This window comes from Sphingopyxis flava (assembly GCF_900168005.1).
GTDB lineage: Bacteria > Pseudomonadota > Alphaproteobacteria > Sphingomonadales > Sphingomonadaceae > Sphingopyxis > Sphingopyxis flava.
This window is the reverse complement of the sequence record NZ_FUYP01000003.1, coordinates 101590-127707: the sequence shown is the minus strand read 5'-3', so window position 1 is coordinate 127707 and position 26118 is coordinate 101590. Positions and strand designations below refer to the sequence as shown.

The 26118-nt window shown below is 63.5% G+C and carries 34 protein-coding genes and 1 tRNA gene; 12 read left to right on the top strand and 23 right to left on the bottom strand.

Features of this window, described 5'->3' with window-relative positions:
- Positions 1-5 precede the first annotated feature (5 nt).
- The 3 genes from purF (at position 6) to B5X69_RS03445 (ending at position 2650) form a co-directional block, all read left to right on the top strand.
- Entirely contained in the window at positions 6-1463 is a 1458-nt protein-coding gene (gene purF, locus B5X69_RS03455) for an amidophosphoribosyltransferase (protein WP_079637318.1), read from the top strand.
- A 4-nt stretch (positions 1464-1467) separates the two neighbouring features.
- Positions 1468-2202, top strand: a complete 735-nt coding sequence (locus tag B5X69_RS03450; RefSeq protein ID WP_079637317.1) for an SDR family NAD(P)-dependent oxidoreductase — start codon at positions 1468-1470, stop codon at positions 2200-2202.
- A gap of 61 nt (positions 2203-2263) precedes the next feature.
- A complete protein-coding gene (locus B5X69_RS03445; protein ID WP_079637316.1) occupies positions 2264-2650 on the top strand; it encodes a hypothetical protein in 387 nt (128 codons plus the stop codon).
- Positions 2651-2732: 82 nt separating this feature from the next.
- Here B5X69_RS03445 and B5X69_RS03440 read toward each other — a convergent pair whose 3' ends face one another.
- The 5 genes from B5X69_RS03440 to B5X69_RS03420 are packed head-to-tail and all read right to left on the bottom strand — an operon-like array spanning position 2733 to position 9172.
- Positions 2733-3914 carry a serine hydrolase domain-containing protein gene (locus B5X69_RS03440; protein ID WP_139375652.1) on the bottom strand — a complete coding sequence of 394 codons (1182 nt, stop codon included), beginning with the start codon at positions 3912-3914 and terminating at the stop codon, positions 2733-2735.
- 18 nt (positions 3915-3932) lie between these two features.
- A complete protein-coding gene (locus B5X69_RS03435; protein WP_079637315.1) occupies positions 3933-5213 on the bottom strand; it encodes an SAM-dependent methyltransferase in 1281 nt (426 codons plus the stop codon).
- A complete protein-coding gene (locus B5X69_RS03430) occupies positions 5210-6235 on the bottom strand; it encodes a metal-dependent hydrolase (protein ID WP_079637314.1) in 1026 nt (341 codons plus the stop codon). The genes B5X69_RS03435 and B5X69_RS03430 overlap by 4 nt, the downstream gene beginning before the upstream one ends.
- Before the next feature lie 40 nt (positions 6236-6275).
- Positions 6276-7313, bottom strand: coding sequence for a 2-oxoacid:ferredoxin oxidoreductase subunit beta (locus B5X69_RS03425; RefSeq protein WP_079637313.1), 1038 nt, complete (start codon positions 7311-7313; stop codon positions 6276-6278).
- The gene (locus B5X69_RS03420; protein ID WP_079637312.1) at positions 7310-9172 is read right to left on the bottom strand and encodes a 2-oxoacid:acceptor oxidoreductase subunit alpha; all 1863 of its coding nucleotides are present in this window, start codon (positions 9170-9172) and stop codon (positions 7310-7312) included. The genes B5X69_RS03425 and B5X69_RS03420 overlap by 4 nt, the downstream gene beginning before the upstream one ends.
- 199 nt (positions 9173-9371) lie before the next feature.
- Between B5X69_RS03420 and B5X69_RS03415 the strand changes: the two genes are divergently transcribed.
- Both B5X69_RS03415 and B5X69_RS03410 read left to right on the top strand, forming a co-directional pair.
- Positions 9372-10313 (top strand): alpha/beta hydrolase, encoded by a 942-nt coding sequence (locus B5X69_RS03415; protein ID WP_079637311.1) that lies wholly within the window; start codon positions 9372-9374, stop codon positions 10311-10313.
- The gene (locus B5X69_RS03410) at positions 10310-10786 is read left to right on the top strand and encodes an RNA pyrophosphohydrolase (RefSeq protein ID WP_079637310.1); all 477 of its coding nucleotides are present in this window, start codon (positions 10310-10312) and stop codon (positions 10784-10786) included. The genes B5X69_RS03415 and B5X69_RS03410 overlap by 4 nt, the downstream gene beginning before the upstream one ends.
- Here B5X69_RS03410 and B5X69_RS03405 read toward each other — a convergent pair.
- Entirely contained in the window at positions 10747-11436 is a 690-nt protein-coding gene (locus tag B5X69_RS03405) for a uracil-DNA glycosylase (protein WP_079637309.1), read from the bottom strand. The two genes, B5X69_RS03410 and B5X69_RS03405, sit on opposite strands and share 40 nt — an antisense overlap.
- Before the next feature lie 23 nt (positions 11437-11459).
- Between B5X69_RS03405 and folK the strand changes: the two genes are divergently transcribed.
- Both folK and B5X69_RS03395 read left to right on the top strand, forming a co-directional pair.
- The gene (gene folK, locus B5X69_RS03400; RefSeq protein WP_079637308.1) at positions 11460-11996 is read left to right on the top strand and encodes a 2-amino-4-hydroxy-6-hydroxymethyldihydropteridine diphosphokinase; all 537 of its coding nucleotides are present in this window, start codon (positions 11460-11462) and stop codon (positions 11994-11996) included.
- 43 nt (positions 11997-12039) lie between these two features.
- Positions 12040-12115, top strand: a tRNA-Lys gene (locus B5X69_RS03395).
- A 59-nt stretch (positions 12116-12174) separates the two neighbouring features.
- Here the strand turns inward: B5X69_RS03395 and B5X69_RS03390 are convergent.
- From B5X69_RS03390 to B5X69_RS03315, 17 genes are all read right to left on the bottom strand, one after another.
- The gene (locus B5X69_RS03390) at positions 12175-13359 is read right to left on the bottom strand and encodes a tyrosine-type recombinase/integrase (RefSeq protein WP_139375651.1); all 1185 of its coding nucleotides are present in this window, start codon (positions 13357-13359) and stop codon (positions 12175-12177) included.
- Positions 13352-13600: a helix-turn-helix domain-containing protein gene (locus B5X69_RS20855; RefSeq protein ID WP_139375650.1), complete on the bottom strand. Its 249-nt coding sequence runs from the start codon at positions 13598-13600 to the stop codon at positions 13352-13354. The genes B5X69_RS03390 and B5X69_RS20855 overlap by 8 nt, the downstream gene beginning before the upstream one ends.
- Before the next feature lie 51 nt (positions 13601-13651).
- Positions 13652-14053, bottom strand: coding sequence for a hypothetical protein (locus B5X69_RS03385; RefSeq protein WP_079637307.1), 402 nt, complete (start codon positions 14051-14053; stop codon positions 13652-13654).
- On the bottom strand, positions 14046-14861 hold the full coding sequence (locus tag B5X69_RS03380; protein ID WP_079637306.1) for a hypothetical protein: 816 nt from the start codon (positions 14859-14861) through the stop codon (positions 14046-14048). The genes B5X69_RS03385 and B5X69_RS03380 overlap by 8 nt, the downstream gene beginning before the upstream one ends.
- On the bottom strand, positions 14858-15904 hold the full coding sequence (locus B5X69_RS03375; RefSeq protein WP_079637305.1) for a DUF5131 family protein: 1047 nt from the start codon (positions 15902-15904) through the stop codon (positions 14858-14860). Before B5X69_RS03375 ends, B5X69_RS03380 begins: the two co-directional genes overlap by 4 nt.
- Positions 15904-16224 (bottom strand): hypothetical protein, encoded by a 321-nt coding sequence (locus B5X69_RS03370; protein WP_079637304.1) that lies wholly within the window; start codon positions 16222-16224, stop codon positions 15904-15906. Before B5X69_RS03370 ends, B5X69_RS03375 begins: the two co-directional genes overlap by 1 nt.
- Positions 16221-16862 carry a hypothetical protein gene (locus B5X69_RS03365; protein WP_079637303.1) on the bottom strand — a complete coding sequence of 214 codons (642 nt, stop codon included), beginning with the start codon at positions 16860-16862 and terminating at the stop codon, positions 16221-16223. Before B5X69_RS03365 ends, B5X69_RS03370 begins: the two co-directional genes overlap by 4 nt.
- A 40-nt stretch (positions 16863-16902) precedes the next feature.
- Complete coding sequence (locus tag B5X69_RS03360) at positions 16903-17298, bottom strand: hypothetical protein (protein WP_079637302.1); 396 nt, start codon at positions 17296-17298, stop codon at positions 16903-16905.
- On the bottom strand, positions 17295-17960 hold the full coding sequence (locus tag B5X69_RS21860) for a hypothetical protein (RefSeq protein WP_079637301.1): 666 nt from the start codon (positions 17958-17960) through the stop codon (positions 17295-17297). The genes B5X69_RS03360 and B5X69_RS21860 overlap by 4 nt, the downstream gene beginning before the upstream one ends.
- A gap of 195 nt (positions 17961-18155) precedes the next feature.
- Entirely contained in the window at positions 18156-19409 is a 1254-nt protein-coding gene (locus B5X69_RS03345) for a recombinase RecT (protein WP_079637299.1), read from the bottom strand.
- A 2-nt stretch (positions 19410-19411) separates the two neighbouring features.
- Positions 19412-19978: a 3'-5' exonuclease gene (locus tag B5X69_RS03340; protein ID WP_079637298.1), complete on the bottom strand. Its 567-nt coding sequence runs from the start codon at positions 19976-19978 to the stop codon at positions 19412-19414.
- Positions 19979-20005: 27 nt separating this feature from the next.
- Positions 20006-20788 (bottom strand): hypothetical protein, encoded by a 783-nt coding sequence (locus tag B5X69_RS03335; RefSeq protein ID WP_079637297.1) that lies wholly within the window; start codon positions 20786-20788, stop codon positions 20006-20008.
- 18 nt (positions 20789-20806) lie between these two features.
- The gene (locus B5X69_RS03330; protein WP_079637296.1) at positions 20807-21196 is read right to left on the bottom strand and encodes a hypothetical protein; all 390 of its coding nucleotides are present in this window, start codon (positions 21194-21196) and stop codon (positions 20807-20809) included.
- Positions 21193-21519 carry a hypothetical protein gene (locus B5X69_RS03325; protein ID WP_079637295.1) on the bottom strand — a complete coding sequence of 109 codons (327 nt, stop codon included), beginning with the start codon at positions 21517-21519 and terminating at the stop codon, positions 21193-21195. The genes B5X69_RS03330 and B5X69_RS03325 overlap by 4 nt, the downstream gene beginning before the upstream one ends.
- Entirely contained in the window at positions 21516-21677 is a 162-nt protein-coding gene (locus B5X69_RS21305; RefSeq protein WP_176141500.1) for a hypothetical protein, read from the bottom strand. The genes B5X69_RS03325 and B5X69_RS21305 overlap by 4 nt, the downstream gene beginning before the upstream one ends.
- Positions 21674-22021, bottom strand: a complete 348-nt coding sequence (locus B5X69_RS03320; protein ID WP_079637294.1) for a hypothetical protein — start codon at positions 22019-22021, stop codon at positions 21674-21676. The genes B5X69_RS21305 and B5X69_RS03320 overlap by 4 nt, the downstream gene beginning before the upstream one ends.
- Before the next feature lie 85 nt (positions 22022-22106).
- Positions 22107-22706: a LexA family protein gene (locus B5X69_RS03315; protein WP_079637293.1), complete on the bottom strand. Its 600-nt coding sequence runs from the start codon at positions 22704-22706 to the stop codon at positions 22107-22109.
- 97 nt (positions 22707-22803) lie between these two features.
- Between B5X69_RS03315 and B5X69_RS03310 the strand changes: the two genes are divergently transcribed.
- The 5 genes from B5X69_RS03310 (at position 22804) to B5X69_RS03290 (ending at position 26023) form a co-directional block, all read left to right on the top strand.
- Positions 22804-23052 carry a helix-turn-helix domain-containing protein gene (locus tag B5X69_RS03310; RefSeq protein WP_079637292.1) on the top strand — a complete coding sequence of 83 codons (249 nt, stop codon included), beginning with the start codon at positions 22804-22806 and terminating at the stop codon, positions 23050-23052.
- Positions 23049-23477, top strand: a complete 429-nt coding sequence (locus tag B5X69_RS03305; protein ID WP_079637291.1) for a hypothetical protein — start codon at positions 23049-23051, stop codon at positions 23475-23477. The genes B5X69_RS03310 and B5X69_RS03305 overlap by 4 nt, the downstream gene beginning before the upstream one ends.
- A 35-nt stretch (positions 23478-23512) precedes the next feature.
- Positions 23513-24601 carry a DUF2303 family protein gene (locus B5X69_RS03300; protein ID WP_079637290.1) on the top strand — a complete coding sequence of 363 codons (1089 nt, stop codon included), beginning with the start codon at positions 23513-23515 and terminating at the stop codon, positions 24599-24601.
- A gap of 83 nt (positions 24602-24684) precedes the next feature.
- Positions 24685-25587: a hypothetical protein gene (locus tag B5X69_RS03295; protein WP_079637289.1), complete on the top strand. Its 903-nt coding sequence runs from the start codon at positions 24685-24687 to the stop codon at positions 25585-25587.
- Positions 25541-26023, top strand: coding sequence for a hypothetical protein (locus B5X69_RS03290; protein WP_079637288.1), 483 nt, complete (start codon positions 25541-25543; stop codon positions 26021-26023). The genes B5X69_RS03295 and B5X69_RS03290 overlap by 47 nt, the downstream gene beginning before the upstream one ends.
- Positions 26024-26118 lie beyond the last annotated feature (95 nt).

Below are 26118 nucleotides of genomic sequence, written 5' to 3'. Positions count from 1 at the left end.
TCATCATGCTGACGACCCATCCCTTCGACGACGACAAACTCCGCGAGGAGTGCGGCGTCTTTGGCATTCATGGCGCCGACAGCGCCGCCGCAGTGGTTGCTCTTGGTCTTCATGCGCTGCAGCATCGCGGGCAGGAAGCCGCAGGTATCACAGCCTTTGACGGCAAGGAATTCCAGACGCACCGCGCGATGGGCCATGTCGCGGGCAATTTCGACCGCGACGACATCATGCGTCAGCTCGGCGGCGCATCTGCGATCGGCCATGTCCGCTATTCAACGACCGGCGAAACCGCGCTGCGTAACGTCCAGCCGCTGTTTGCCGACCTTGCAACCGGCGGCTTCGCCGTCGCGCACAACGGCAATATCTCGAATGCGACGGCGTTGCGGAAAATTCTTGTTCGCCGCGGCTCGATCTTCCAATCGACCAGCGATACCGAGGTCATCATCCACCTTGTCGCAACCTCGAGCTATCGCACCTTGCTCGACCGCTTCATCGACGCGCTGAAGCAGGTCGAGGGCGCCTATTCGCTGATCGTCCTCACCGCAGAGGGCATGATCGGCTGCCGCGACCCGCTCGGCATCCGCCCGCTTGTGATCGGCAAACTCAACGACGCCTTCATTCTCGCGTCCGAGACCGTGGCCCTCGATGTCGTCGGCGCCGAATTTGTCCGCTCGGTCGAACCTGGCGAACTTGTCATCATTCGCGATGGCGAACTGACCTCGCACCATCCCTTCGCCGATCGGCCCGCGCGCCCTTGCATCTTCGAATATGTCTATTTCTCGCGTCCCGATTCGATCGTCGACGGCACGAGCGTCTATTCAGTCCGCAAGGCGATCGGCGCGGAGCTTGCGCGCGAAAATCCTGTCGAGGCCGATCTGGTCATCCCCGTCCCCGATTCGGGCACTCCGGCGGCGATCGGCTATGCACAAGAATCGGGTATTCCCTTTGAGCTTGGCATCATCCGCTCGCACTATGTCGGACGGACTTTCATCCAGCCGGGCGACAAGGTCCGCCACCTCGGCGTCAAGCTCAAGCATAATGCCAACAAGGCGCTGATCGCAGGCAAGCGTATCGTGCTGATCGACGATTCGATCGTGCGCGGGACGACCAGCCTGAAGATCGTGCAGATGATGCGCGATGCAGGCGCCGCCGAGGTCCATATGCGCATCGCCAGCCCGCCGACCCAGCACAGCTGCTTCTACGGCGTCGACACGCCCGAGCGCGCGAAGCTCCTCGCAGCGCAGATGACGATCGGCCAGATGGCGAATTTCATCAACGCCGACAGCCTTTCCTTTCTGACCATCGATGGTCTTTATCGCGCCCTTGGCGAAGTGAAGCGCAACGACGATATTCCGCAATATTGCGACGCCTGCTTTACCGGCGACTATCCAACGACGCTGACCGATTTCGACGAGCATGCGCTGGAAGACCAATTTTCGCTGCTTGCTGAACGGGTAGTCTGACAGAATGAACAAGATGTCTGAAGAGCTGGCGGGTCAGGTCGCGCTCGTCACCGGCGCGAGCCGCGGCATAGGCGAAGCGATTGCTTTTTCACTCGCAGCGCGCGGTGCCCACGTCGTTATTACCGCGCGGACCGCGGGAGGACTCGAAGCGCTTGAGGACCGCATCCACAACAATGGCGGCAGCGCGACCATTGCGCCGCTCGACCTGACCGACGGCGACAGCATCGCCCGCCTCGCGAGTGCGATGGCCGAACGATGGCAGCATCTCGACATGCTCGTTCTCAACGCCGCAATGCTCGGCACGCTCACTCCCGTGGGCGCGATCGATGGCAAGGAATTCAACAGGCTCTTGACCTTGAACCTGGTCGCGCAGCAGGCCCTGATCGCTAATTTCGATCCCCTGCTTCGCCGCGCGGCAAGCGGCCGCCTGATCGCGCTGTCGACCGGCGTTGCGCGCGAACCCCGGGCCTATTGGGGTGCCTATGCCGCATCGAAGGCGGCGCTTGAGGTGCTGGTGACGAGCTATGGCGCGGAAATGCGCAATATCTCCAATGTCCGTACCGCTATCCTCGATCCGGGCGGCACGCGCACCCAGATGCGCGCCCGCGCCTATCCGGGCGAGGATCCGCAGAGGATCAAGGAACCGGCAGCGGTCGGCGAGTTTGTTGCGAAATTGATGACCGAGGGGTTCGACAGTACCGCCTACCATGCGCTGCCGAAAGTGATGGCCGACGCTTAACGCGATCTTTGCTTTCTTCCGAGTAGCAAGCAGGTCATTCGCATCTGCAAGAGGCACCGCCATGGCCCGCACATTTCTCCGTTCGCTCGTCGCAACTGCGGTCGGGATCTTCGTCGCTTTCGCCCTCATTCTCATCGCGCAATATGCTGGCGGCGAAGTCTCGCCCGAGGCCTATGACCCGTTGGCGGGCGAGATATTGATCCCTGCGGGCGCCACCGCCGCGCTGATCATCGGCTGGTTTGTGGGCGCATTTGCGGGCGGATGGGTCGCCATGCGTGTCTCGGGACGCACGGGACCGGGCTGGATTGTCGCGGGCGCGGTAATCGGTGCTGGCCTCTACCGCGCGGTGACGTTGGCCGACGCCTGGTGGGTGATCGCCCTCGGGGTTGCCGTGCCGCTCGTCGCCGGATGGGCGGCGCAGCGGACAGCGAGCCTCGCATCGGCCTGATGGGCTGTCGCCACTGCGCAGGCGCCGCCGCTTCGCTTTATTATCGGCTCGATTGCCGCCCCGGCCTCAACCGGGGCGGCGTTCAGGATGAGGGCGCCTCGCGGTCCACCGCTGCCTGTACCAGCTTGTAAAAGGCCTCGCGTTCGGCCCCGACACCCTCAGGATCCGTTGCGGTGGGCCAATTGCCGTTCGATGCGATCACCAGCTTTCGTTTCGGGTCTACAAAAATACCCTGGCCAAAAATGCCCTGTGCGGCGAAACTTCCGTCGTCATTGGTCCACCATTGATAGCCGTATCCGCGGCCCGGCACGTCTATGTCTGCCTGCTTAGTCGTTGCCGCAGCGAGCCAGTCATCCGGCAGCACTTTCTCGCCGTCCGCCACGCCGCCTCCGAGGATGAACTGTCCGAAACGCGCATAGTCCCGCAGGCTGGCCGACAGGCAGCAGCCGCTGATCTCATGGCCAGTCGGCCCGAGCATCCATACCGCGTCCTGCTCCATCCCGAAGGGTTTCCAGATCTTCTCCGAGAGATAATCGGACAGGGTTTTGCCCGTGGCGCTCGAGACGAGAACGCCAATCAGGTTGGTTTCCCCGGTCTTGTAGACCCACTTTGATCCTGCGGGCGCTTCGCGCGGCAAGGTCTTCATATAGCTGACGGTTACATCCTCGCCTGCCACGGGCTTTTGCAAATTGAACTGGGCAACGTCGGACTTGGGATCGGTATAGTCCTCGTTCCACCTGACACCCGAGGTCATCGTGAGAAGCTGCCGCACGCTGACGTCGTCGTAGGCCGATCCCTTAAGCCCAGGGATATAGGCGGTCACCTTATCGTCGAGGCTCTTGATGTGCCCATCCTTCACGGCGGCGCCCACGAGCGTAGAGGTGAAGCTCTTTGCGACCGAAAAGCTGGTCCAACGACCATCAGAGCCATAGCCGAGCGCATATTTCTCGAGCCGGACCTTGCCATCCTGGACGATAATCAGTCCCGCGTGGCGCTGCTTGGCCATATAAGCCTCGACATCGGCACCGATCGCGAGCGGAGCGCCGACAGGCAGCGGATAGACCGTTCCACCCGCCTTAACCGGGTGAACCGCGACCTTGGGAACGGTTTCCATTGTACGGAAGGCGACGTCGCGTTGATCCTGACTCCAGAACAGCACATTCAGATCCTCTGGCAGACTATCGGTGACCTGGGCTGCAGCGAGCGTTCCATGGCCCGCTGCAGCGGCGCAAAGCAGCGCCGCTGCAAAATATCGTCGCACCAACCTTCCTCTCCCTTTTTTTCAGCCTTTTTTGACGAGTGTCACTTGCGCGACGTCGATACCGCCGCCCCGAAAACCCCCTTCGCAATATTGAAGATAGTAGCGCCAAAGGCGCACAAAGCGATCGTCGAATCCCGCAGGGAGCTTGCCGGCCGCAACAACGGCATCGAAGCGCTCCCACCACTGACGCAGGGTTTCGGCATAGTCGCGGCCAAAGGCCTGCCTGTTGCACCATGCGAGGCCGCGCGCCTCCGCCAACGCACGAAAACGGCTTTCAGAGATCAGGCAGCCACCTGGAAAGATGTAGGCCTGAATGAAATCGCTGCCCGCCGCATAGGCCTTAAATAGCGTGTCTTTGATCATGATATACTGGATCGCCGCCTTGCCGCCAGGGCGGAGCAGGCGCGCGATGGCATCGAGATAGGCGGGCCAATAGCTCTGTCCGACGGCCTCGACCATCTCCACGCTCGCAATCGCGTCGAACGGTCCCTCGACATCGCGATAGTCGCAAAGCGTGACACGCGATCGTACTGTGAGGTCGGCCGCGGCGACGCGTGACCGAGCCACCTCTGCCTGCGCGGGCGACAGCGTGATCCCTGTATAAAGGACGTCGTGCCGCTCGACGGCGCGCTCGCCGAGGGCGCCCCAACCACAGCCGATTTCGAGCAGGCGGCTGCCCGAGCGCAGATCAAGCCGGTCGAGAATCGCGTCGACCTTGGCGGTCTGCGCCTCGTCGAGCGACATGTCAGGCCTGACGAACAGCGCGCTCGAATAGTTCATATTAGAATCGAGCCACAAGCGATAGAAATCATTACCCAAATCATAATGGGCATGGATGTTCCGCTTTGCGCCCCGACGGTTATTGCGATGAAGGGCGTGAACCGCGCTATTCACCCAGCGCCATGGTCCGTGGGCGCGGCCGACGCTGCCGAGCGCCTCTCCGTTGCGCATAAACAGGTCGAACAGAGGGACCGGGTCGGGCGACGACCACTCACGATGCTCCCACGCGCGATACCAGCCGACCGATCCCGATAGCGCAAGTCGCGCCAGCGCTGACCAGCTGTGAAGATGGACGGTCGCGGTGGGCCCTGCGCCGCGAGCCCCTAAAATTCGCACGCTTCCATCGGGAAGATGCCCCTCCAGCGTACCGTGATCGAGACCGTGGTCGATACGGTCGAGCATATGGTGGAACAGGCCCGCAGGCGCATGTGCCATCAACCACGCCAGCCCGCCTCCCGAGCGGAATACCCGGTCGGCGCGCAGCAACTCCTTGCCGCGCCGCGAACTGACATGCGTGTTCATTGCGTCTCTGTGCCGCAAATACCGCAGCCTGACAATTGCCTCTCGCGTGACGTCATTCCGCCGCATGCTGCCTGTTCGTCGGAGCCGGCAGGTTTGGGTGCTTCGACGCGCACCATGAAGCGGTCTTTTGCGAAAGATTGCATGAAGCGCTGGTCGCGCACGACAAACGCATCGCCCTCGCGGGTCGCCACTGGCATGCGTGCCCAGAAGAGAAAGGCGCGCGCCGCCGGACTGGCCTGAGCGCAGAGGCGAAGACGCGCATCGTCCATTCCGGTCGGCGCCCCCGGCCCGGCCGCCCCGCCTCTGCCTAGCGCATAAGTACCGCTGCCATAGCGCACGCCATCGCGCCAGAAGATGTCGCGGCGCCAGAAGGCCAGCGGCACCGGGCTCGCCACCACGAGCGCATCGTCCACCCCCTGCTCGCGCAGCAAAGTGCGAACCTGCGCCTCAGCCTGCTCGGTGATCAGGCCGTTTGCAAGAATATAAGCGCAAACGGCGGCAAAACCGATCCACGCGGGGCGCGTCCATCGGGCAGTTCCGGCGCGTTCATGGCGCAGCGACAGCCACACGGACGATCCGAGCGCAATCCACATCCACGGATCAATGATGAAAATCATATCGCCATAGAACCAGCGATGACTGAAGGGCTCGAGCAGACGAATGCCATAATTGTTGAGCCAGTCGAACGCCGGATGACTGAGACAGCCAAGGTAAGCGAGCGCAAGCAGCCAGCCCACGCAAAGCGGAGGGTGCGTCGGGGGGCGCTTGCCGCGCATTTGCTGCCAGCGATCAAAGGCGATCATCACAGCGCAGAGCAGGATCGGCAGGACCAGCAGCGCAATCGGCCCGTGGGTCAAACCGCGCCGCATCGCGAGCGACTCGATCCCGTAAAGGGCCCAGCCCGCATCGATGTCGGGAAGATTCGCGGCGAGGATCAGCGTCGGCATCGCCAGCGCGGTCTTCCGCTTGAGCCCCATCTGCCCAAGCACCGCGCCGACAAGGCTGTGCGTCAGATTGTCCATCGCTGCCTATAGAGCCGACGCCCGCGCCGGCTGCAAGCGATCAGAGCTCGGGGCCGCCTTCCTTGACCGTCCAGGTCTGCCCCTTCTTGAGCAGCCCCTGCAGATCCGCGGTCTTGCCTTCGCTCGCTGCCTGGTTCTGGCGCACGACATCGGCCTCGAAAGTCGGACGCGGATCGTCGTAGAGCACGCCGAGCGCCATCGGGAACTCCCCGAAGCGCATTTCGACAAGCATGTGCGCAACGCTGCGGTTGGTGACGTCATGAACGATGACGCCCGCGGCCTTCCAGTCGCCATCGACGACATCGACGACTTTCAGCGTCAATTCCTCGCTGTCGAGCGCGATACCCTTGGTGCCCTTTGCGAACAGCATCGGCTCGCCGTTCACCAGCCAGAGTTGACGGTCCTCAGCGCCCTTGGGGGCAGCAAAGTCCTGAAACACGTCCTTGTTGTACACAATGCAGTTCTGGAAGATTTCGACGAACGCCGCGCCCTTGTGCGCATGCGCTGCCTTGAGCACGGTCGGCAGCTCCTTCGATACGTCGAACCCGCGCGCGACGAAGCGAGCACCGGAGCCGAGCGCGAAGGCACAGGGCTGCGCGGGCCGATCGACCGAGCCAAAGGGCGTCGAAGGGCTGTTGGTGCCAACGCGGCTGGTCGGTGAATACTGCCCCTTGGTCAGGCCGTAGATCTCGTTGTTGAACAACATGATCTGGCAATCGAGATTTCGGCGGATGAGGTGCATTGTATGGTTGCCGCCGATCGACAGGCCATCGCCGTCACCGGTAACGATCCAGATGTCGAGTTCCGGATTGGCAAGCTTCAGCCCGGTCGCAAAGGCGGGGGCGCGGCCGTGGATCGTGTGGAAGCCGTAGGTTTCCATATAATAGGGAAAGCGCGACGAGCATCCGATACCACTGATGAATACCGTTTTCTCGGGCGGGGTCCCGGTTTCGGGCATTGTGCGCTGCACGGCCTTGAGGATCGCATAGTCGCCGCAACCCGGGCACCAGCGGACCTCCTGGTCGCTTTCCCAGTCCTTGAGTGTGGTCGTCTTGGCTATGGTGGTCATCTCGTTCACTGCAGCGCCTCCTCGATGGCGGCTTCGATTTCGGCAATGCGGAATGGCTGCCCCGAAACCTTGTTGAGCGGCCTTGCATCGACCAGATACTGATCGCGCAGCACCGTCTTGAGCTGCCCCGTGTTCATTTCGGGCACGATCACCTTGTCATAACTTTTGAGCAGTTCGCCCAAATTGGCCGGGAGCGGCCATATGTGGCGAATGTGAATATGGCTGACGTCAAGGCCCTCGGCGCGCTTGCGGCGTACCGCCTGGTGGATCGGCCCGAAGGTCGAACCCCAGCCGACCACCGCGAGCTTCCCACCCTCGGCTCCGAGTTCGACGACCTGGTCCGGCATGCGGATCCCGTCAATTTTCGCCTTGCGAAGATTGGTCATCGCCTGATGGTTTTCAGGATTATAGTTGAGGTGGCCGGTGTCGACCTCCTTCTCGATGCCGCCGATCCGGTGGAGCAGTCCCGGCGTCCCCGGCTTGACCCAAGGCCGCGCCAGCTTTTCGTCGCGGCTATAGGGTCTGAAACCACCTTCGGGCACCTCGGTCAGAAATTCGACCGGGAAAGCCTCATAAGTCGCCAGATCGGGCACCGCCCACGGCTCGGCCGCGTTGGCGATATAACCGTCGGTGAGCAGCATCACCGGGGTCATATATTGCGTCGCAATGCGGCACGCCTCGATCGCACATTCGAACGCGTCGCCTGGCGAGCGTGCAGCAATCACCGGCATCGGCGCGTCGCCATTGCGGCCGTAGACCGCCTGGTATAGATCCGATTGCTCCGTTTTGGTAGGCAGGCCCGTCGACGGGCCGCCGCGCTGCGAATTGACGATGACGAGCGGCAGTTCGGTCATGATCGCGAGGCCCATCGCCTCGCCCTTCAGCGCGATGCCCGGACCTGACGAGCTTGTCACCCCGAGCGAACCGCCATAGCTCGCTCCGATCGCGGCGCAGATCGCAGCGATTTCATCCTCGGCCTGGAACGTCGTGACGTCATATTCCTTGAGCCGCGAGAGATGGTGGAGGATAGCCGAGGCCGGCGTGATCGGATAACCGCCGAAAAACATCGGCAGCTTCGCGAGCTGCGCGCCCGCAACGAGACCGAGAGCTATAGCTTCAGCACCCGTCAGCGTGCGATAGAGGCCGGGCGCGACAGGCGCCGGGGCGACGTGATGCTGTTTGAGCGGGCCCGCCAGTTCAGCGGTCTCGCCGTAGGCATGGCCGGCATTCAGCGCGGCGATATTGGCGTCAGCAAGCTCGGGCGCCTTGGCAAACTTCGCCTTCAGCCAATCGATCAGCGGTGCACGATCACGGTCGAACATCCAGAGCGCAAGCCCCAGAGTCCACATATTCTTGCAGCGCAGCGCCTCCTTGTTCCCCAGCCCGAAGGGCTTCACTGCGTCCATTGTCAGCTGGCTGATGTTGAGCTTCAGAAGCTGCCATTTCGCGAGGCTGCCATCCTCGAGCGGATTCGACTCATATTTCGCCTTGGCCAGATTGCGGTCGTTGAACTCGCCGGAGTCGGCGATGATCAGTCCGCCCGGCTTGAGCGAGGGGGCATTGGTCTTAAGAGCTGCCGGGTTCATCGCGACAAGTACGTCAGGCGCATCGCCCGCGGTCGTGATTTCGCTCGACCCGAAGTTGATCTGGAAGGCAGAGACGCCGAACAAAGTCCCCTGCGGGGCACGGATTTCGGCGGGGAAATCGGGGAAGGTCGCAAGATCATTTCCCGCAAGCGCGGTAGAAAGGGTGAACTGGCCGCCCGTCAACTGCATCCCGTCGCCGGAGTCGCCGGCGAACCGCACCACCACCGCGTCGGATAGGGGGGACTGCCGCTTGTCGGCCCGGTCCTCAACCGCTGTCGCCATTATGTCTTCTGCCTTCACCAAGATTGCCAATTTGCGAGATGGGCCTAGGCCCCTCGACCGCAAGCCGCAATTCAGAAAAAATTGTGCGCTGCAAAGCGCAAGCCCCCGGTGAGTTTCATTTCGCGATTGAAGTTTGAGCACCGATGCCGAATAGCTGAACTCAGAAAATGAAGATCGAAAAAGAGAGGGACCCGACAGGATGACCGACGGCACGACCCATTATACGCGCCCCGACGTGGCCGCTTTTCTCGCCTTCCTCATTGCGCAGGAAGGTCCCAAGATGGAAGAGCTGCCCCCCGAGGCAGGACGCGCGATGATGCGGGCAATGGGCGAGCTTGCCGACGCGCCGCGCGGCGAAATCGCGCACGTCGAGGACCGGACGATACCGGGTCCGGCGGGCGACATTGCAATCCGCATCTATGACAACCGTCCGGACCGGAAAGTCGGTCCGGTCATGGTCTTCTATCATGGCGGCGGCTGGGTCATCGGCGATCTTGAGACGCACGATCCCTATTGCGCCGAGGCTGCGCGCCAGCTCGACATGCCGGTGATCGCGGTCGATTATCGCCTGGCGCCCGAACACCCCTTCCCTGCTGCGCCCGAGGATTGCGAGGCCGCGACGCGTTGGGTCGCCGACAATATCGCCTGCACCGGCCTCGTCCTCTCGGGCGACAGCGCCGGCGGAAATCTGACTATCGCAACCGCGCTGACACTGCGCGACAAACCGGCGTCGAGGCCGGTGATTGCGCTGCACCCCATTTATCCCGCGGTGACCACGCATCACGACTGGCAAAGCTATCGCGACTTCAAGGACGGGCATCTCCTCACCGAGGGCGGGATGAAATGGTTCGGCGACCAATATGCCGCGGATCCTGCGGATTATCGCGCCGCACCGATCGACTTTCCCGCCGAGGGCCTTCCCCCCACTCTGCTCGTCACGGCCGGCCTCGACCCGCTGCGCGATCAGGGCCGCGCCTATGCTGCAAAGCTGATCGAATCGGGGGTACCCACGACCTATCGCGAGGCGAAGGGCAATATCCATGGTTACATCTGTCTCACCAAGGCGATTCCCAGCGCCGCCGAGGACGTCAGACGCAATCTGGCTGTGCTGAAAGCCATGATCACCGAAGCCGGCGAATGACCGATACAAGGCACCTCCCATATCGCCCCTGCGCCGGGGTAATGCTCGCCAACCGCGACGGGCGTATTTTCGTCGGCCAGCGGCTTGATACGACGAGCGAGGCTTGGCAGATGCCGCAGGGCGGGATTGATCCCGGCGAAGACCCCGAGGAGGCGGCTATCCGCGAGCTCGGCGAGGAAACCGGCGTCCACGGCGGGCTCGTCGAGATCATTGCGCGCAGCCGGCAGGAATATTTCTACGACCTGCCCGACCATCTTGTCGGCAAGATGTGGGGCGGCAAATATCGCGGTCAGCGCCAGCACTGGTTCCTCATGCGCTTCATGGGCGAAGACACGGACGTCAACATCCACACCCATCACCAGGAATTTCGGGCCTGGCGCTGGGCGGAGCTCGACGAGATCGAAAAACTGATCGTCCCCTTCAAGCGGGCGCTCTATCGCGGGCTCGTCGAGGAGTTCGGGCCGCTCGTCTGAGCCCTGATCGCGAGCGCTACGCGAAACACGTCGGAGAACATCTCAGGCGTCAGGCGCCCGGTATTCAAGTTGTAGCGCGAGCAATGATAGCTGTCGACGAGGTGGCGCCCGTCGGGAAGGCGGTGCACGGCGCCGTGCGCAAAGCGATAGGCAGCAAGTCGCACCCCGGCAGCGCGAAGCGCTGCGTCATGCGCGATACGGCCGAGCGCGATCACGACCTGCACGTTGGACAAAGCGGCGAGCTGTCCCTCCAGGAATGACCGGCATGCGGCGATTTCACTCGGGAGCGGTTTGTTGTGCGGGGGCAGGCATTTGACGCTGTTCACAATGATCGCTCCGCCCAGCGTCACACCATCGTCGGCGCGCGCGCCATATTCCCCTCGGCTCAGCCCAAAAGCGGAGAGCGTCGCGAACAGCAGATCACCTGCATGATCGCCGGTAAAGGGTCGCCCAGTGCGGTTGGCCCCATGCTTTCCAGGCGCAAGCCCCGCAATCGCGAGCCACGCATCGGGATCGCCGAATGCAGGAACCGGCGCATTCCACCAGCCGGGTTGTTCGGCGCGGCAGGCCTCTCGCAGCGTGACGAGCCTCGGGCAGCGCGGGCAATCGCGCGATGGCTCGGTGCCGGGAAGCGGACTGGAAATCTCCATGCCGCTGCGATAGGCGCAGCGGCATGACCGGCGCAACGCCCACTCGCAGCGACCCGCTTGCCCTTTACGCCATCGGGCTTGGATCGAATCGCCGCCATGCGCGCTTCGGAGATCCTCGGCGGGTGCTCATGGCAGCGCTCGCAGCGTTAGAGGCTGACGACATCGAGCCGGTCGACGCGAGTCCGATCATCGTGACCGCGCCCCTCGGCCCATCGCGGAGGCGCTACGCTAATGCCGCAGCTCTCGTGGCGTCGCGCCTCAGTCCGCCCGAAATGCTCGCGCGGCTGAAGGCAATCGAGGCGGCATTCGGTCGTCGAACCGGCCAGCGGTGGAGCGCGCGCACGCTCGATCTCGACATTCTCCTCTGGTCAGGGGGCGCGTGGAGCGACGGCGCACTCACGATACCCCATCCAGGAATGGCGCAACGCAGCTTTGTTCTTGGTCCGCTCACCGCCATTGCTGCGGCCTGGCGCCACCCGATTGCGACGCGCAGCGTCCGCCAGCTCGCCGCGCATCTTCGCCGTCCAAAGCCGGTTGACCACGCCGCCGCACCGCACTAGGGCGGCGGCTCACTTTCGCACACCGGAATTACGGTGAGGCGACGGGCCCTTAGCTCAGTCGGTAGAGCAACTGACTTTTAATCAGTAGGTCGCTGGTTCGAACCCAGCAGGGCTCACCATCCCTTTTCAACATCTTAGCGCTCCTCGCTCTGGTCTGTTCCGACATACATTCCGATCCTCATTCCGACAAATGCGCAAGGCGCGCTCGCGCGGCCCGTACCGCTTTGACCTGGTTCGCCTTGTTGTAGATCGCCGTCGTGTTGAGGGTGATGTGTCCGCTGATGGGCCGAACATCATCAACGCCGGCGTCGCCCAGCTCGGTGATTCCACCATGCCGAAAGCCGGTGAACGTCATCTTCTTGGGGAGCTTGGCCCGGTCGCAGATTTCCCGGTGCCGCTTGTTCATCGCGTCATAGGTCAGCGGGAGCCCGGTCTTCTCGTCCACCACAATCACGAGCGCCTTGCGTTCGGTCCGGCTCAATTCCTCCTCGAGCGTCGGGAAGAGCGGGAACGGTTCGCCGTCGACCATTTCTGACAAGGGGACGGGAACTTCCTTCCCGGTCTTTGACTGGATCACGGTGATGGACTCGCCCGGGTGATAGTCGGACCAGCGGAATCCTCGGCGCTCTTTCCCGTCCTCGTCGACAAAGCCGAAGGCGTCCCATACGCGCTGGCAGAGCTCGAAGCAGAGCGCCGCCGCGGTCGCCATCGACTGATAGCCCATGTCCCGCGCGGTCTTGCGGTAGAGGTCATATTCGGCGCGGGTCGTGGGCCGGTTTCCGACCGCGGCTTTCGTCGAGAGCCGCATCTTGGCGAACGGGTTAAACTGCACCCCCGTGACATCGTGATGCCGCGCCGCCCAATTCCAGACGAGTCGGCAAACCTGCATGGCGTAGGTCGCTTGCCGCTTGCCGTTGCGATCGAGCCAGATCTTGTAGAGCGCGTCGGCCGCGGAGGCGGTCACGAGGGCAGCGGATCGCTGGCCGAACGTGCCGAACTTCATCTTTTCTTCCGCCAGGCGCAGCATGAGCCGCGTATATTCCTTGCGCGTGATCGCCTTGTTCTTTTTGAATTGATCCTGCTCCTGATACCAGTCGAAGAGCCAGCTTACGGTTCCCTTCTCCGGCCCCTTTCGGATTCCGGTTCGCCATGCGTCGAGGGTCTCGTTGAGAATGTCGGCGCGATCCTTCGCCAGCCCTATATCCGTACCAAGAGCGGCGCTCTCGACCGGGCACGGCCTGCCATCCCGCATCTTCGGGACGCCATTCTTGTCGGGGCGCGCCCACGGCGGCAGCTCCCAATAGAAGGCGGTTTGCCCGGACTTGAGGCGAATGGGCCTTGTGTATCGCGGCAGCTTAATCACGGCCAAAATCCATGTCTCCCAGGAGGCTCGGCGCCCCCTTCGCGAACAGGGCGGCGAGAAACTTGTCGAGTTCTTCACGGCGCACGACCTTGCGCCCGTTCGGGCCGATCGGTCTGAACGTCAGCCGCCCATCGCGAGCCGCGCGCGCTATCTCCGCCGGCGCGACGCGGGTGTATTTCACCGCTTCGTCGGCGTCGAGGGCCGCGGGCCAGTCAGGAAGATCGCTAAGCGGCAGAGACACGTCAGCCCCTTTCCCCCAACTCTACGATGAGGCGTTGGTGTAGGGTGTCGGTCATCGCGACCTCCAATGCCGCACGATCTGCTCTAAGGCCTGCTCCGCGATCATCGTTCCGACGTGCTGAATGAACGCCTGGCGCTCCCGTTCGCTGAACGAGCGGATAGATCTTTCGGAGGTTGCATAGGCGGCGTGCAGCGGCGCCTTCCGCGCCATTTCGAAGGAAGCCAAAATGTGTGCGTGGTCCTCCCTATCGTCCAGCAGGGCGTCGACCGTGATTCTGATCGTGTCCCGCGCCCGCCGCGCGGCGGCAATGTCTTCTTCGAACCGACGCCGCGCGGCGCGCAACGCGTTCAGCGCCTCCTCTGCCGTGCGATGGGCTGCTACCCGCGCTTCTTCGACTGCTGCAATGTCGGCGCGCATCTTGCGGCGCTGATTTCGCCCGAAGCGCTTAGCCATGATCAATATTCCCCTGCTCGACGGTGAAGGTGATGGCGACAACCCAAGGGTTCGCCTCCCACGCGCCGGCGCCGTTGATGCTGTTCCAGAGGGATGCGTAGCAGCTCGTCGCCGTCGGCCCCCAAATCGGCTGCCGCGGCTTAGGCCCGAACCCGCAGTCGGTTCCCGGAACGACAAATACCCCCTCATCGAACTGGTCGATATCGGCCTGAGACGGAGGCGATCCGTAATTTTCCTCGTGATGAGCCCTTAGCCACTCATGGTCTTCGGCGGTCGGGTATTGGCGGCAAACCCCCTCCGCGAGCGCATCGGCCTCGCTGCAAGCCTGCAGCCGCTCGACGCGGACGTCGGTCACGGTAAGGGTCAGTCGGCTCGCCCAGCGGGGCATGAAGATAGCTACACGCTTCTTCTTGAACTGATCGAGCGTTGCAGCACTGCCGTCGCGTGCCGCAGGGCGCACGTAATCGTTGGCGAAATAACGAACGCTCCACAAATCGTCGATGATTTCTGAAGGCTTCAGATTGTCGTTCGCCCAGTGGCACGCCCAAGTTTCCTTGACCCAGAGCCGATCACCGGGGACGAACCGCGTCTTGAAGTCGCCCTCGAATCCCCAAGTGTCGATGTCGCGGGGATCGCCGGACAGCCAAGACCATTCGTCAGTCTGCCCTTCGCTTGAGCGTGAAATAACGCCTGCGCTGGTCACGGTAGCAGGCGGTTGCGGCTTGATTATCCGCCGCGTCTTCGTCTTTCGACCTTCGATCAGCGCGCGAACCATCGGGGCGGAAAAGAGGATGGGCCGATCCGTCATGCAGCAATCTCCCGGTGTTCGACGCCGTCGATGAGGTGCCCCGCACGGCGCACGCCAACGCGATCGACGTAAACGACGCGCTCGCCGTGAAATCCGTATCCGCCAGCAAGGTTAAGCCAGCGGCCCTTGGGATGCTGGCGCGCGATCACGTCGCAATTTTGCCAATCGGGATCGTCGCGATCGCGGTCATAGACAGGGAGATACTCACCCCACTGTTTGAAATGGAACGCGCAGCCCGCCGTGGCGCACTGGTCGCGCAAACTGCGAACCCAGTCCGGGTGTATTGGCCGCGCCTTCGAGCCGCTTTCGCCGCCGACAATGACCAGGTCTATCCCGACCCCCCAGCCACACTCGCCGAGTTCATCTTCTTCAAGGCCGGTGAAGGCGTCGAGTACGCTGTGTTTCAGCGCGATATTGTTCAGCGTGATGGGACCGAGCATCGGTTCGATCGAAAGAAACACCTTCGATATACTGCACATCCCCTTGACCTGCAGCAGCTTGATAATGTCCCGCTGGGCTTCGGCCTGGTCGCAGATCGTGATGCCGATCCAGACGTTCGGAGGCACGCCATCGGGGAACATCGCGCCGAGCATGTCGAGCGCATTGCCGATCCGTTTGGTCAGCAGCATCCAGTCGAGCCAGGGCGTCGCGCGGATCGTATCGGCGATCTCGGCGCGCCATTCGTCGGGAACGTGCTTGTCGGCCCAATCAGACAGCGAGCTGCAGAAGACGCGCAGGCGCTCGCCGTTGGCCTCGGCGATGCGGTTCCAGCGGAGCGGCTTCTTGCGGTTGGCCGCGGTCGTTTGCTCACGCGCGCCGCCCGGACCCCAAATGATGGGCGGCTTTCCGGCCTTCTCGCGCGCCGCGTTGACGCGGGCGTTCGTGAACTCGCGCGCATAACAATGATCGCAGGCCCGGCTCACCTCTTGGCAGCCGATCCAGAAATTCATGGTGAGGTCAGCCCACGAAATGCCAGTGCCCTCGCGGGCGAGAAGGTGCGCGACGGCTTGCGGCAGTGGGCGGTCGGCAAGGAGGTGAGCCATCAGTTTGGTGCCCCCGGGTCCAATTGAGCCGCGAGCCTCATCAAAGAGGCGGCCAGAACGCGCGCGCTGTCGGCCGGGAGTTGGCTGATAAAGCCCCTCCCAACGCCTCCGTCATTGTCCGGATCATAGACAATTACGGCGACCCGGCGCTGGCTCGGTTCGGGATGGTCGACCAAAGCGGTGGTGAAGCCGGGGGCGTCCTCAATCAGCACGACACCTTGGGGCATTTGGACCAGTCGCGGGCCGAAGCGCGAGGCCGTGTTGCTAAGCTCCTGATATTCCGGAGTCGGTTGCGGCTTGAGGGGGGTGTCGTCGCTCATAGCCCCGCCTCCGGCAGATAAGGGGCATGCTGATTGGCGCGCCTCCAGTACATATGCTCGTCGCCGCGCATCATAGACAAATGGGCGATGACGTCGTCGGTCGGGCACATCGCCCCGGCCCAACTTTCGGCATAGTAGGCGATCGGGTGCATGCAGAGCGCCGCGAGGATGTGCATTTCTTCGCGCTCCGACGAGGGCCTGATTGCGACCGTCGGTTTCAGCTTGCGGAAAATGTAGGTCACGCCGCTCCGCTTGCTCGTTTCCAAGAACATGCCGGTCAGGAGATATTGCTTGAACTGGCGGTGCCGCAGCATTTCCCCCAGCAACTTGAGCGCGTTGTGCTCCTGCTCGATGCCCCACACATCGGAGCATCCCATAGTGCGCAGGTCGTAGGAGATATGGTGAAACGCGGGCAGCTTCGAGTGTACGACCTTCCCGTCTGGCCGCTCAAGCGCCACGATGGTGCAGCGCCAGCGCCGGGAGTGCCAGCTATTGCGCCATTTCCAGCCCTCCGCATCCTCTTCCGCGGGTTTGCGGTTCAGGATCTCGGCGAGCGGGTAGCTCGGTTCGACGATGAGGCGTTCGCCGTCGAGCGGCATGGGAATGCCGGCCCATTCAGACGCCTTGTCCGCGAGCATCGCAAGCGCATCCCGCGTGTGCGATAGCGGGTCGACCGACTTAACCGCCCGCAGTGCGCGAGACTGCGACCGCCTTGGTGCGGTGGGCCGGGACGCGGGTTGGTTTTGCCTTTGCTTTGCCTTTCGCGCTTCGGCGCGGCGCGCTTGCCGGGATTTGCTCATCTTTTTGCTCCGGTTCGCTGGTCGTGCCAGCAATGATATATTCGGCGGTGGTCTCGTCGAAATCGTGGGCGCGGCGGTAGATCGGGCCCTGCTCGTCCCTGCCGACCTCGATCAGCAGCACGAAGCCGCGACGGATCATGTCCTTGACGATGCGGGCCGATCGCTCGACCTCGTCGGGCTTCGTCGGGTCGAACACGAGCTTGGTATCGCCCGCGCCGACGTTGAGGATACCGACCTCGCCGACGGGGCCGCTGGATTTCCGGGACCGCTTCACGACTGCCGATCCTTGATGGCCTCGTAGGACAGGGCGAGCATGGCGTCGGCGACGCGATAGGCGTTGAACGCAATGCGCTCTTCGATGGTCTGCCCGGCCTGCGCTGCAGCGTCTGACAGAGCTTCGGCGGCAAATTCATTGGCGCCTGCCGACGCAACTTCTGCCGCGGCGAGCTGACCGGCGAACCAGTCGCGCAGCGACATGCCGGGAAACAGCATCGCGTCCCCGAAGGAATCGGTGAAGACATGGGGGAATGCCGGCGGGTTGTAGTGGCTATGAACCTCCTGCTCGCCGTCCGCGGCCGCATTGTAGGTGGCCTCGAATATGTCAGGCTTGCACGGGTAGCGCTCGCCCGCAACGCCAGTTATGATCCAATCACCGGGGCATACGACATGCCCCCCTTCAAGGGTATCGATCCACCCGTGAGCGCGCATTTTGTTGCTGCACTGTTCGCAGTGACGTTCGCCGCTGTCCCCGGGCTTGCGGTAATAGCGGACAACCTGCCCCTCCCAGCCCTTTGCCTTGGCCTCTTCGCTGGACCATGTGCGAGGTTCATCGTTCTCGAATCCCTCGACATCGGCCGCATAATCGGCGGGATGGTCGCCGTTTTTGTACCATTGGCTCGCCTCGATCACGACCGGCTTTTTACAGAATTTCGGCATGTCATTCCTCCGTGCCGCCGCGCGGCCTGATAAACCCCTCGTCGATGAGGCGCCGGATATGTCTCCGGCGTTCGGGCGAGAGGGCTGCGCTGCGCCGACGGGCAAAATCGGCGTTGAGCGCCCGCCCTCTCGCCACGAGCTGATCCAGACTGAGCGCGGGGGTCGGGGGGCGCGAGCGTCTGAACCAGCCGAACATCACTTCACTCCGAGACGGTCCTTGGCCTCGAGGTGCGCCGCGTCGCAGCGGTCGTTGTCAAAGTCGCTGAGCCCCTGAACGTGCCGCAGCCAGTCGGCGTGAACCGCCTTGAGGTCCACCGCCGTCGTTGCGGTGTCGAAGCGATGCACAAGCTCGTCGGCGAGGCTCGGCCCGTCGTTGTTCTCCCCGCTCGGCTCGGGCTCGGGGTCCGGCGCCTTATCCGGCTTGCCGCCCTTCCCCTCGCCTTTCGGCTTTTGCTCGCTCTTCTCTTCGGCTGGAGCGTCGTCACCCTTGCCTTGCTCAATCACCTCGCCGGTGTCGGGGTCGTGGTCCGTGGGGTCGCCATCCTCTTCGCCTTCAGAGAGTTCGTCGGCGCTGGGCAGCGCGACTGGCTCGGGCTCGTCCGCTTCGACACTGAGCACGCGCCCGGTCGATTCCGCGAGCAACGCGTCGTCATCCTCGCGGCCCTCGACGTCGAGGAGGTCGCCGGACATGGGCAGCGTCTTTGCGTGGCGCCGCATCACGGTTTTCTTCGCCATTTCGCCGAACCAGTCGACCCAGGGCCCTTTCGGCTCGATCGGCTTCTTCGTGCGCCTGTCGACCATGCCGAGCGCACCGGTCTTGCTGACCTGGCGAACCTTGTTGATCTCGGCGCGCGACATGACCTCGTAGGACATGGTGCCGTCCATGTAGGTCGCGATCGAATAGGCTGCGACGATGTTCTCGTCGGTCGCCTCTTCGTCGCTCAGCAGCAGGTCGGGCTTGTGGCGCAGCATCCGCTCGGTCCCTTCCTCGTAAAGGAAGGTGCCCCGCTCATATTCGGCGCGGTAAACAACCTTGGCGGTGATGTCGCGAATTTCGCCGGACTGCAGGATTTTCTTCCTGAGCCCGTAGACCATCGGCATATACTGGACGGTCTTGACCGTGACCCAATTGCCGCCCTGGTTGACGCGGTTGTTGAAGATGACAAGCGCGGCCTCCCGCCCGTCGGGCAGCAAGCCATCCTGCGCCGCCTTCATCACCGACAAGAGAAGCGATTGCCGATCCGCGCGCAGCAACTCGGGATTGGCCTGCACCGCCGTGATGATCGTGCGCTGGAACTTCTCCGGGTCGATGTGCGAGGGGAGCGCCTTGCGCAGCTCGCGCGCGCCCTTTTCGAGCTGATAGGCGAGCCCAGCGGGAGTTTGCGGGTCGGGCGCGCGCACCGCGGTCTGTTCGGGGTCGCGCGGCGCGACTTGGGTTTGAGCGTTCATTGTCAGAGACTCCGGATGTGGAAATAGATGCGGCGCGCGGCGTCGCAGTCGGGGCGGGCGCGGTGGGCTTCGGAGAAGGGTTCGCCAACGATATGAAGGTGCGTGTCGGCCAGCGTCGGGGGCCAAGCCCAGCCGTCGGGCTTTTGCGGCAGCGCTTTGACGTGAGCGTGCGCCTTCTGCATGGTGCAGTAGGTCGGCACGAGATTTTCCCACTTGTCGCCCGTGACCCGGGCGCCGTGGATCCGCATCATGCGAATGTCGAATTTGACTTGGTGGCCGACCGCCTCGTCGGCCTGGCCGATCAATTCAACGAATTGCTCGTGCGCTTCGAGGGGTGAGATACCCTGCTCGGCGCACATTTCGCGCGTGATGCCGTGGATCGCGATGACCTCTTCGGGAATGTCGACGTCATTGTTGATGAGAAAATCGAGGCTGGTGATGATCTCGCGGCTCTCGAAATCGACCAGGTCGGCGGCAAGCTCGATCACATAGGGCTGGCGCGGATCGTCCGAGGGCTCGCCCCACAAGGGAATGCCGGTCGTCTCCGTGTCAAAAATAAGCACCTTCATCGTAGATTCCTTTGGTTTCGGTGGGTGTCAGCGGTTGCTCGCCTTGACGGCCTGATAGATTTTGACGCCTTCGATCTGGCGCTCGCCGGCGCGGACGCGCGCCTTCACCGCGGCCTCGATCGCCTCGCGAACCTTCGCGTTGCTCGCGACCTGAATGTAGGCGACGTCATAATCGACGATCTCGGCGACCCATTCGCGGCGCGCCGAAACGGCCGAGCCGAGACTGCCGCGCACGATGCCTTCGTCTTTGGGAGCAGCCACCGCGAGGGGTTCGAACGGTTCCTCCGCTTCGGCCGGAGCCTCCCCCGCCTCGGCGGCACGGGCTTCGGTCATTTCACGGCGGCGCTGTTCTTCCTCCTCGCGGCGGCGGCGTTCCTCGGCGAGGCGCGCTTCTTCGCGCTCGCGCAGGAATTTAGATTGAAGCCCCTCGACATGGCGCTTCGCGGCGTCGAGCGGCGCAATGAGACTGTTCTTGCGGTCGTCAACGACGCGCCCGGCGTCGAGATAGGGGCGCTTCACCTCGGTATGGGTTTCACCGATCATCCCGGTCGCGGCCCGGATTTGCTTTACGAGGTCGCCGCACCGCCCGAGGGTTTCGTCGTTGGTGGCCTGGGCGCGCTCGGACGAGGCGACCAGCTCGTCGAACTTGGCGCGGGTCAGCCCCTTCGCGCGCAGCTTTGCATCAAGCGCCTCGTCGAAATCAATTCCGGCCTGAACGTCGACGGGCGGGCGGTTATCGCCCATCGGCGCAGGGCCGCTGCGCGGCTCGGGGAAGGGCTTGACGTCGGGAAATGCGGTTTGCTGCGACACGGAAATTCTCCTTCAAGTTCAGAACGGCAGCGGGGAATTGAGGGGGTCGACGACGCGTCGGGGATCGGCGAGCGCGCTGTCGGGCGCATGCTCGCGGGCCCAGCGCGCCTTGCGGCACATCATGTCGTGCTCGGCCTCGGTGATGATTTGCCGGGCGCAGCGCGGCCAGACCTGCTCAAGGTCGATCGGCTCTCCGTTGGCCTCGGCTTGCCAGCGCCAGCTACGGTCCATTTCCTCGCCGGTGACGGGATCGTGCGGCGGACCGTACCAGACGCGGATCGCGGCCGGGGCCGCGCCACCGCGGAGCGCGAGGCGATAGAAGCCAGCGGTCGGTATATCGGTGTTGAAGCCCGCAAACGTGCGCCTCGAGGCAGCGCCGGCGGCATAGGGGCGAGACGAGCGCGTCATGCCGCCCGACTTTCCGCATCCAAGGCGGCGGCATGGGCCTGCTCATAAAGCGCCTGCGCCTCTGCGCGCGCCTGTCGAGGGATGCGCCCCGCCAGCACGGCGAGACGGGGATAGTCGGCGAGAGTGATATAGCCGCGGGCGAGGATAGCTTCTGCGGCGTCGATCGCCGCAAGCGTGTCGGCGCAGTTCCAGAGCCGCCGCGTTTCCGCGCTGATGGGGTCTGGCCCCTCGACCTCGGGAAACGCGCGGCGTTCGAGCGCTTCGTCAATCCGCGCTTCGAGCCGGTCAAACCCTGCCGGGGTGCGATGAACAACGCGGCTCATGGCGCGACCGGCAAGGATTGGTCGCACAGTTCGCACGGGATGGCATCGACGCTACGCGCGATAAGCAATGCCGCGGCGCCGAGCACAACGGAAAAGACGAAGACGGCCGAGAGGGCGAGCGCGGCATGAGACCGGCGCGGACCTTTGCCGCGCGTCATGGCTGCTGCCCCAAGATGGCGTAGAGCGCCAGCACATCGAACAGCACGACAGTTGCGGCGATGACCGCACCGATTTGCAGGTCTTCGAGCCGTTCGGCGAGCTTGGCGCGGACCGCGCGACCGTGCGGATCGTTACCGATCAGCGCAGCGGGAAAGCGCTCTGCGATGAAGGCAGCAACCCCTGTCCGCCTCGTCGGCAGGGGTTGCTGGGGGACGGGCCGGAAAGGTGCGCGCTCGCTGTGCGGGGGGGCGGAGGGACGAGCGTTACCGGGATCGAGGCGACGGCGGGCGAGATCGTAGCGCGGCAGGGTCTTCTGACCCGTTGCGTGATCGTTGAACGACATAGCTTCCTCCTTTGCACGGAGGCGCTTTTATCGTTTTACGTTAGTTCACGTCAAGCGGGAATTTATCGTATTCCGCACAATGGCGCTAATCGGTCCTTTTCATCACCATGCGAACACGGCCGATGACCACGAACGGGGTGCGTCCAACAATGACTGGCTTCTGATTCGGTTCCGAAGACATCGGTACCAGCGAAGGCGGATCGGATGCGTAGGTATTGAAGGTCGTCTCGCGCCGCTCGTTCAAAATGGCGTAGGGCTTGCCCTCGATCAGATCGAGTTCGTCGGGATCAACAAGGGCGTAGCCCTCGCTGTCTCCCAGGTCGGCCATGCTCTTGCCGTCCACGCGAACCAGGAAAGAGCGCGGGCCTGCGACGTCTGTAGGGATCGGGAGATATTCTTCAGTCACGGCGACCGCCTCGATCCATTTGCCCGCAGGAATCTCGGCAATGACGGGCGCGAAACGCACCGGGGGCGTCTTTGCAGAGATAATATCGTAGGGCGTGACGCGCAGCGCTTGGGCAACCTGCTGCATCGTGTCGAGCGTGAGGCCAGCGACGCCGGTTTCGATCCTGGCGATCGTCGAATGAGACAAGGGAGGCTCGAGCAGCGCGCCGAGCTCCTCCATCGACATGCCCTTCGACGTGCGGATTTCGCGGATTCGATTTGGTGCATATTTCCTTGCCATTGCCGTTAAATACTAGGTTGGCGCTATCCCGTCCTAACGTCAAACGATAAAAATATCCTTGACGCTCAATTCTCGTTATCCGATAACCCGCGCCGCTATGGACCTGCGCAAAGCCCGTCAGAAAAGAGGCTGGACCCTCGAGCGCGTTGCGGAACTTGTCGGCACAACGCCGATGTCCGTCTCGCGGCACGAAACGGGACAGTCTTTCCCCCGCCCCGATCCCCTCGATCGCTATCTCGCCCTGTATCACGGGGACGTTACCGAAGAGGAAATCAGAGCGACCTACCTCAAAATCCAGAAGGCGCGCGCGGCCCAAGCTCCACCCAAAGAGGAGACCGTACCGTGAGCGACCTGTTGCCATCCCATGACCCCGAAACCGGGGAAATCCTAGAAACCCGCGCCGCGGACGGCGGCAAGCGCTACCCCTCCGTCACCACCCTCACAGACCTGGTTCACATGCTGAACGACGGGCAGTTCAATGCCGACTGCGCGCACGAGTTGCAGGCGATGACCGAGAAGATGGAGCAGCTCGGCATCGACACGGGCGGCAAGATCAAGGGCAAGATCGTCCTGACCATCGACGTCGAGCGCCAGCACGACGGCCTCTATTTCTTCACCCCCGACCTCGCGATCAAACTGCCGAAGGAAAAGGCGCCGCGCACGATCGGCTGGGCCACCGACGATAACCGCTTCACCCCGAACAAGCCCAATCAGGGCAATCTGTTCGGCACCATTCGCGACGTCAATTCGACGCGTGAAGTCCGCGGCTGAGCCGCGCCACCACCCCCCACACGAAAGGGAAATCCATGTCCAACGAAGATGATGCGCCCGAATCCGCCGGCGCAGAAGAGCCCTCGACCCGTAGCACCCTGACCGGGAACGGAGAGGGTACGTACCGCTCGGAAAGCCACGCGCACCACGACCATATCGTCGACCGCACCGGCGAGCTGATGGAAGCATCGTTCAAGGCGGCGGAGAATTTCGTTCGCGCCGGAGCCATGCTGATCAACGACCCCATCACCGGCATCAGCGTCCCGTTCGTGCAGGCGCGCGGTGGGCTCAATCCAATCCGCGCCGACCAGTTCGCCGACTATCGCGACGCTCCGCTGCGCGTGCGCGGCACGGCGGTTCACACGCGCCTCGACAGCTTCATCGACCATGTCAACCGGTTCAAGGGCATAAACACCGCCCTTTTCGCGATAGACAACCCGGCGACGCCCAAACTCTCCGCCGTGTTCGACTATCACGGCGACACCGAGGAAGCGCTGGAACCCGGCCCCGCCTTCGCTCAGCACCGCGCCGAGTACAGTTTCCCGCTCTCGGAGGAGTGGCAGGCCTGGCGGGAGTTCGACGGCAAGAAGATGGACATGGCGCAGTTCGCCGAGTTCCTCGAGAACCGCATCGTTGACGTCGAGGCGGCGACGCCGCTGGAACAGCTCAGCGACGCAACGCGCGACTTCATCAATGCGACCGGTGCAAGGATCGCGACCCCGTCGAAACTCATCGAGTTGTCGCGCGGTCTTCGCATCTATGAGAACTCCGTCGTCAAGGACGCGCGGAACCTCTCGACCGGCGAGGCGCAGATTGCTTTCGAATCCGAGCACACCGACGGCGACGGCAAGCCGCTGAACATTCCCAACATGTTCATCATCTGCATCCCCGTCTTCGCGCGCTCGGACGTCTTCTACCGGATCGCCGCGCGGCTTCGGTACCGAAAGGGCGCCGGGATCCAGTTCTGGTTCGACCTCTGGCGCACCGACCGGGTTTTTACCGACGCCTTCGACGAGGCGCTGGACCAGGTCCGCGAGAAGACCGCGTGCCCGCTGTTCGTCGGCGTCGACGAGGGCGAGCAATCGACGTTCAGCAATCCGGGCGAGCCCGCCCCGGTGTTCTGACCCCTTGGCGCGGCTCTCTGCGACGGGGGCCGCGCCTCATTGCCCGAGGATTTCCAGATGGCTGCCGAGGAGCCAGCGTTAGCATGAGCCGCATACGCTCCGTTCACCCGGGCTTTTTCACCGATGAGGACATCGTCACGGTGTCTATGGCCGCGCGCCTGTGCCTGATCGGCCTCGGGATCGAAGCCGACGACAAGGGCGTCTTCGAGTGGAAGCCGGTCCGCCTCAAGATGCGGCTCTTTCCTGTCGATGCGGTCGACATGGCCGCCCTGCTCGACGAGCTGGTCGAGGCTGGTCTTGTCCGGGACTATGATTTCGACGGTCGCCGCTACGGTGCGATACGGAATTTCCGCAAGCACCAGAAGCCCAAAACCCCCAACGACATCCATCCAGCGCCCGATGAAATCCTCGATTTCGTCGCGTTAGCTGCGCCCATTTCGGAAAAGAAGCGCCGTAAGCCCGACCCATTTCCCCAAAAAGGGGAAAAGCCTCGTCAGATGGAGGATGGAGGATGGAGGATGGAGTCTTCGGTTCCTTCGGAACCGCGTGGCGACGATCCGCCCCAGCACCAGCCCCCAGCCCCGATCGACATAGCGAAATCCATCTTCGACGGCGGCGTCGCCATGCTCAGACGCCAGGGCTTCAGGGAGCCGAAGGCCCGCGAGATCGTCGGCAAGTGGCGCAAACTCGCGGCGAGCGACGGCATCGTGCTCTCCTGCCTCTCCCGCGCCCAATCCGAAAACCCCTCAGACCTCGTCGCGTGGATGATCGCGGCGATCGCCAGCGAAAAAGGAAGGTTGAATGACGAGTCCTCAACCCCCGGCCCCCCTGCCGACCCCCGCGGCCGCACCGAGCGAGCGGCTATGGCTGCGTTTGGTCTCGACCCGGAGCTGGGGCACGACCCCCCTCACTCCGACGCAGCGCGACAAGCTCCCCGCAGTGATCGAAACCGCGCAGCGCTTCCTCATGCCGGCGACGAACGATGATTTCTTCGCGCACCTTGGCCCCCTCCTCACCCTTATCGCGCCGACCGGCATGACCGAGCAGGACCGCACCGAGTGGCTAAGGGTAGCAGCCGACACGCTCAGCGGCGTCCCGGTCGACCTGCTCGCATCCTCGTGCCGCGAGGCCCGCTTCGAGGTCGATCATCCTGCAAAGGTGCTCCGCTTCATCGGCAGCCGGATCAAGGAGGAATGGGACGCCCGCCGCGCTCACCTGGCCCGGCTCGAGCGATTGGCGAACGACGCGCAGCGCGCTCCCGCGACCGCCGCGCGGGCCCTCGAAGACAATTCGCCGCTCGACATGCCCCCGGAAGAAATCCGCGCCCTCTCCCCCGCTCTTCGCAGCATGGCGATCGGGCAGGGCTGGCTCACCCAAGCGCAGATCGACGCGGCCGACGCGGAGCAAAGCGATGCGGCATGAGCACCCCGCCTCCTACGTGTGCCGCCTCTACAACGACCGGCTCTCCCGCTCCGGATCCTCGCTGCGCTGGGTCACGACGCCCGGCGGCGGAATGG

Coding starts and splice junctions, on each gene's coding strand:
- purF (WP_079637318.1), top strand. CDS start 6: ATGCTGACGACCCATCCCTTCGACGACGACAAACTCCGCGAGGAGTGC.
- B5X69_RS03450 (WP_079637317.1), top strand. CDS start 1,468: ATGAACAAGATGTCTGAAGAGCTGGCGGGTCAGGTCGCGCTCGTCACC.
- B5X69_RS03445 (WP_079637316.1), top strand. CDS start 2,264: ATGGCCCGCACATTTCTCCGTTCGCTCGTCGCAACTGCGGTCGGGATC.
- B5X69_RS03435 (WP_079637315.1), bottom strand. CDS start 5,213: ATGAACACGCATGTCAGTTCGCGGCGCGGCAAGGAGTTGCTGCGCGCC.
- B5X69_RS03430 (WP_079637314.1), bottom strand. CDS start 6,235: ATGGACAATCTGACGCACAGCCTTGTCGGCGCGGTGCTTGGGCAGATG.
- B5X69_RS03420 (WP_079637312.1), bottom strand. CDS start 9,172: ATGGCGACAGCGGTTGAGGACCGGGCCGACAAGCGGCAGTCCCCCCTA.
- B5X69_RS03415 (WP_079637311.1), top strand. CDS start 9,372: ATGACCGACGGCACGACCCATTATACGCGCCCCGACGTGGCCGCTTTT.
- B5X69_RS03410 (WP_079637310.1), top strand. CDS start 10,310: ATGACCGATACAAGGCACCTCCCATATCGCCCCTGCGCCGGGGTAATG.
- B5X69_RS03405 (WP_079637309.1), bottom strand. CDS start 11,436: ATGGAGATTTCCAGTCCGCTTCCCGGCACCGAGCCATCGCGCGATTGC.
- folK (WP_079637308.1), top strand. CDS start 11,460: ATGACCGGCGCAACGCCCACTCGCAGCGACCCGCTTGCCCTTTACGCC.
- B5X69_RS03385 (WP_079637307.1), bottom strand. CDS start 14,053: ATGGCTAAGCGCTTCGGGCGAAATCAGCGCCGCAAGATGCGCGCCGAC.
- B5X69_RS03380 (WP_079637306.1), bottom strand. CDS start 14,861: ATGACGGATCGGCCCATCCTCTTTTCCGCCCCGATGGTTCGCGCGCTG.
- B5X69_RS03375 (WP_079637305.1), bottom strand. CDS start 15,904: ATGGCTCACCTCCTTGCCGACCGCCCACTGCCGCAAGCCGTCGCGCAC.
- B5X69_RS03370 (WP_079637304.1), bottom strand. CDS start 16,224: ATGAGCGACGACACCCCCCTCAAGCCGCAACCGACTCCGGAATATCAG.
- B5X69_RS03365 (WP_079637303.1), bottom strand. CDS start 16,862: ATGCTCGCGGACAAGGCGTCTGAATGGGCCGGCATTCCCATGCCGCTC.
- B5X69_RS21860 (WP_079637301.1), bottom strand. CDS start 17,960: ATGCCGAAATTCTGTAAAAAGCCGGTCGTGATCGAGGCGAGCCAATGG.
- B5X69_RS03345 (WP_079637299.1), bottom strand. CDS start 19,409: ATGAACGCTCAAACCCAAGTCGCGCCGCGCGACCCCGAACAGACCGCG.
- B5X69_RS03340 (WP_079637298.1), bottom strand. CDS start 19,978: ATGAAGGTGCTTATTTTTGACACGGAGACGACCGGCATTCCCTTGTGG.
- B5X69_RS03330 (WP_079637296.1), bottom strand. CDS start 21,196: ATGACGCGCTCGTCTCGCCCCTATGCCGCCGGCGCTGCCTCGAGGCGC.
- B5X69_RS03325 (WP_079637295.1), bottom strand. CDS start 21,519: ATGAGCCGCGTTGTTCATCGCACCCCGGCAGGGTTTGACCGGCTCGAA.
- B5X69_RS21305 (WP_176141500.1), bottom strand. CDS start 21,677: ATGACGCGCGGCAAAGGTCCGCGCCGGTCTCATGCCGCGCTCGCCCTC.
- B5X69_RS03320 (WP_079637294.1), bottom strand. CDS start 22,021: ATGTCGTTCAACGATCACGCAACGGGTCAGAAGACCCTGCCGCGCTAC.
- B5X69_RS03315 (WP_079637293.1), bottom strand. CDS start 22,706: ATGGCAAGGAAATATGCACCAAATCGAATCCGCGAAATCCGCACGTCG.
- B5X69_RS03310 (WP_079637292.1), top strand. CDS start 22,804: ATGGACCTGCGCAAAGCCCGTCAGAAAAGAGGCTGGACCCTCGAGCGC.
- B5X69_RS03300 (WP_079637290.1), top strand. CDS start 23,513: ATGTCCAACGAAGATGATGCGCCCGAATCCGCCGGCGCAGAAGAGCCC.
- B5X69_RS03295 (WP_079637289.1), top strand. CDS start 24,685: ATGAGCCGCATACGCTCCGTTCACCCGGGCTTTTTCACCGATGAGGAC.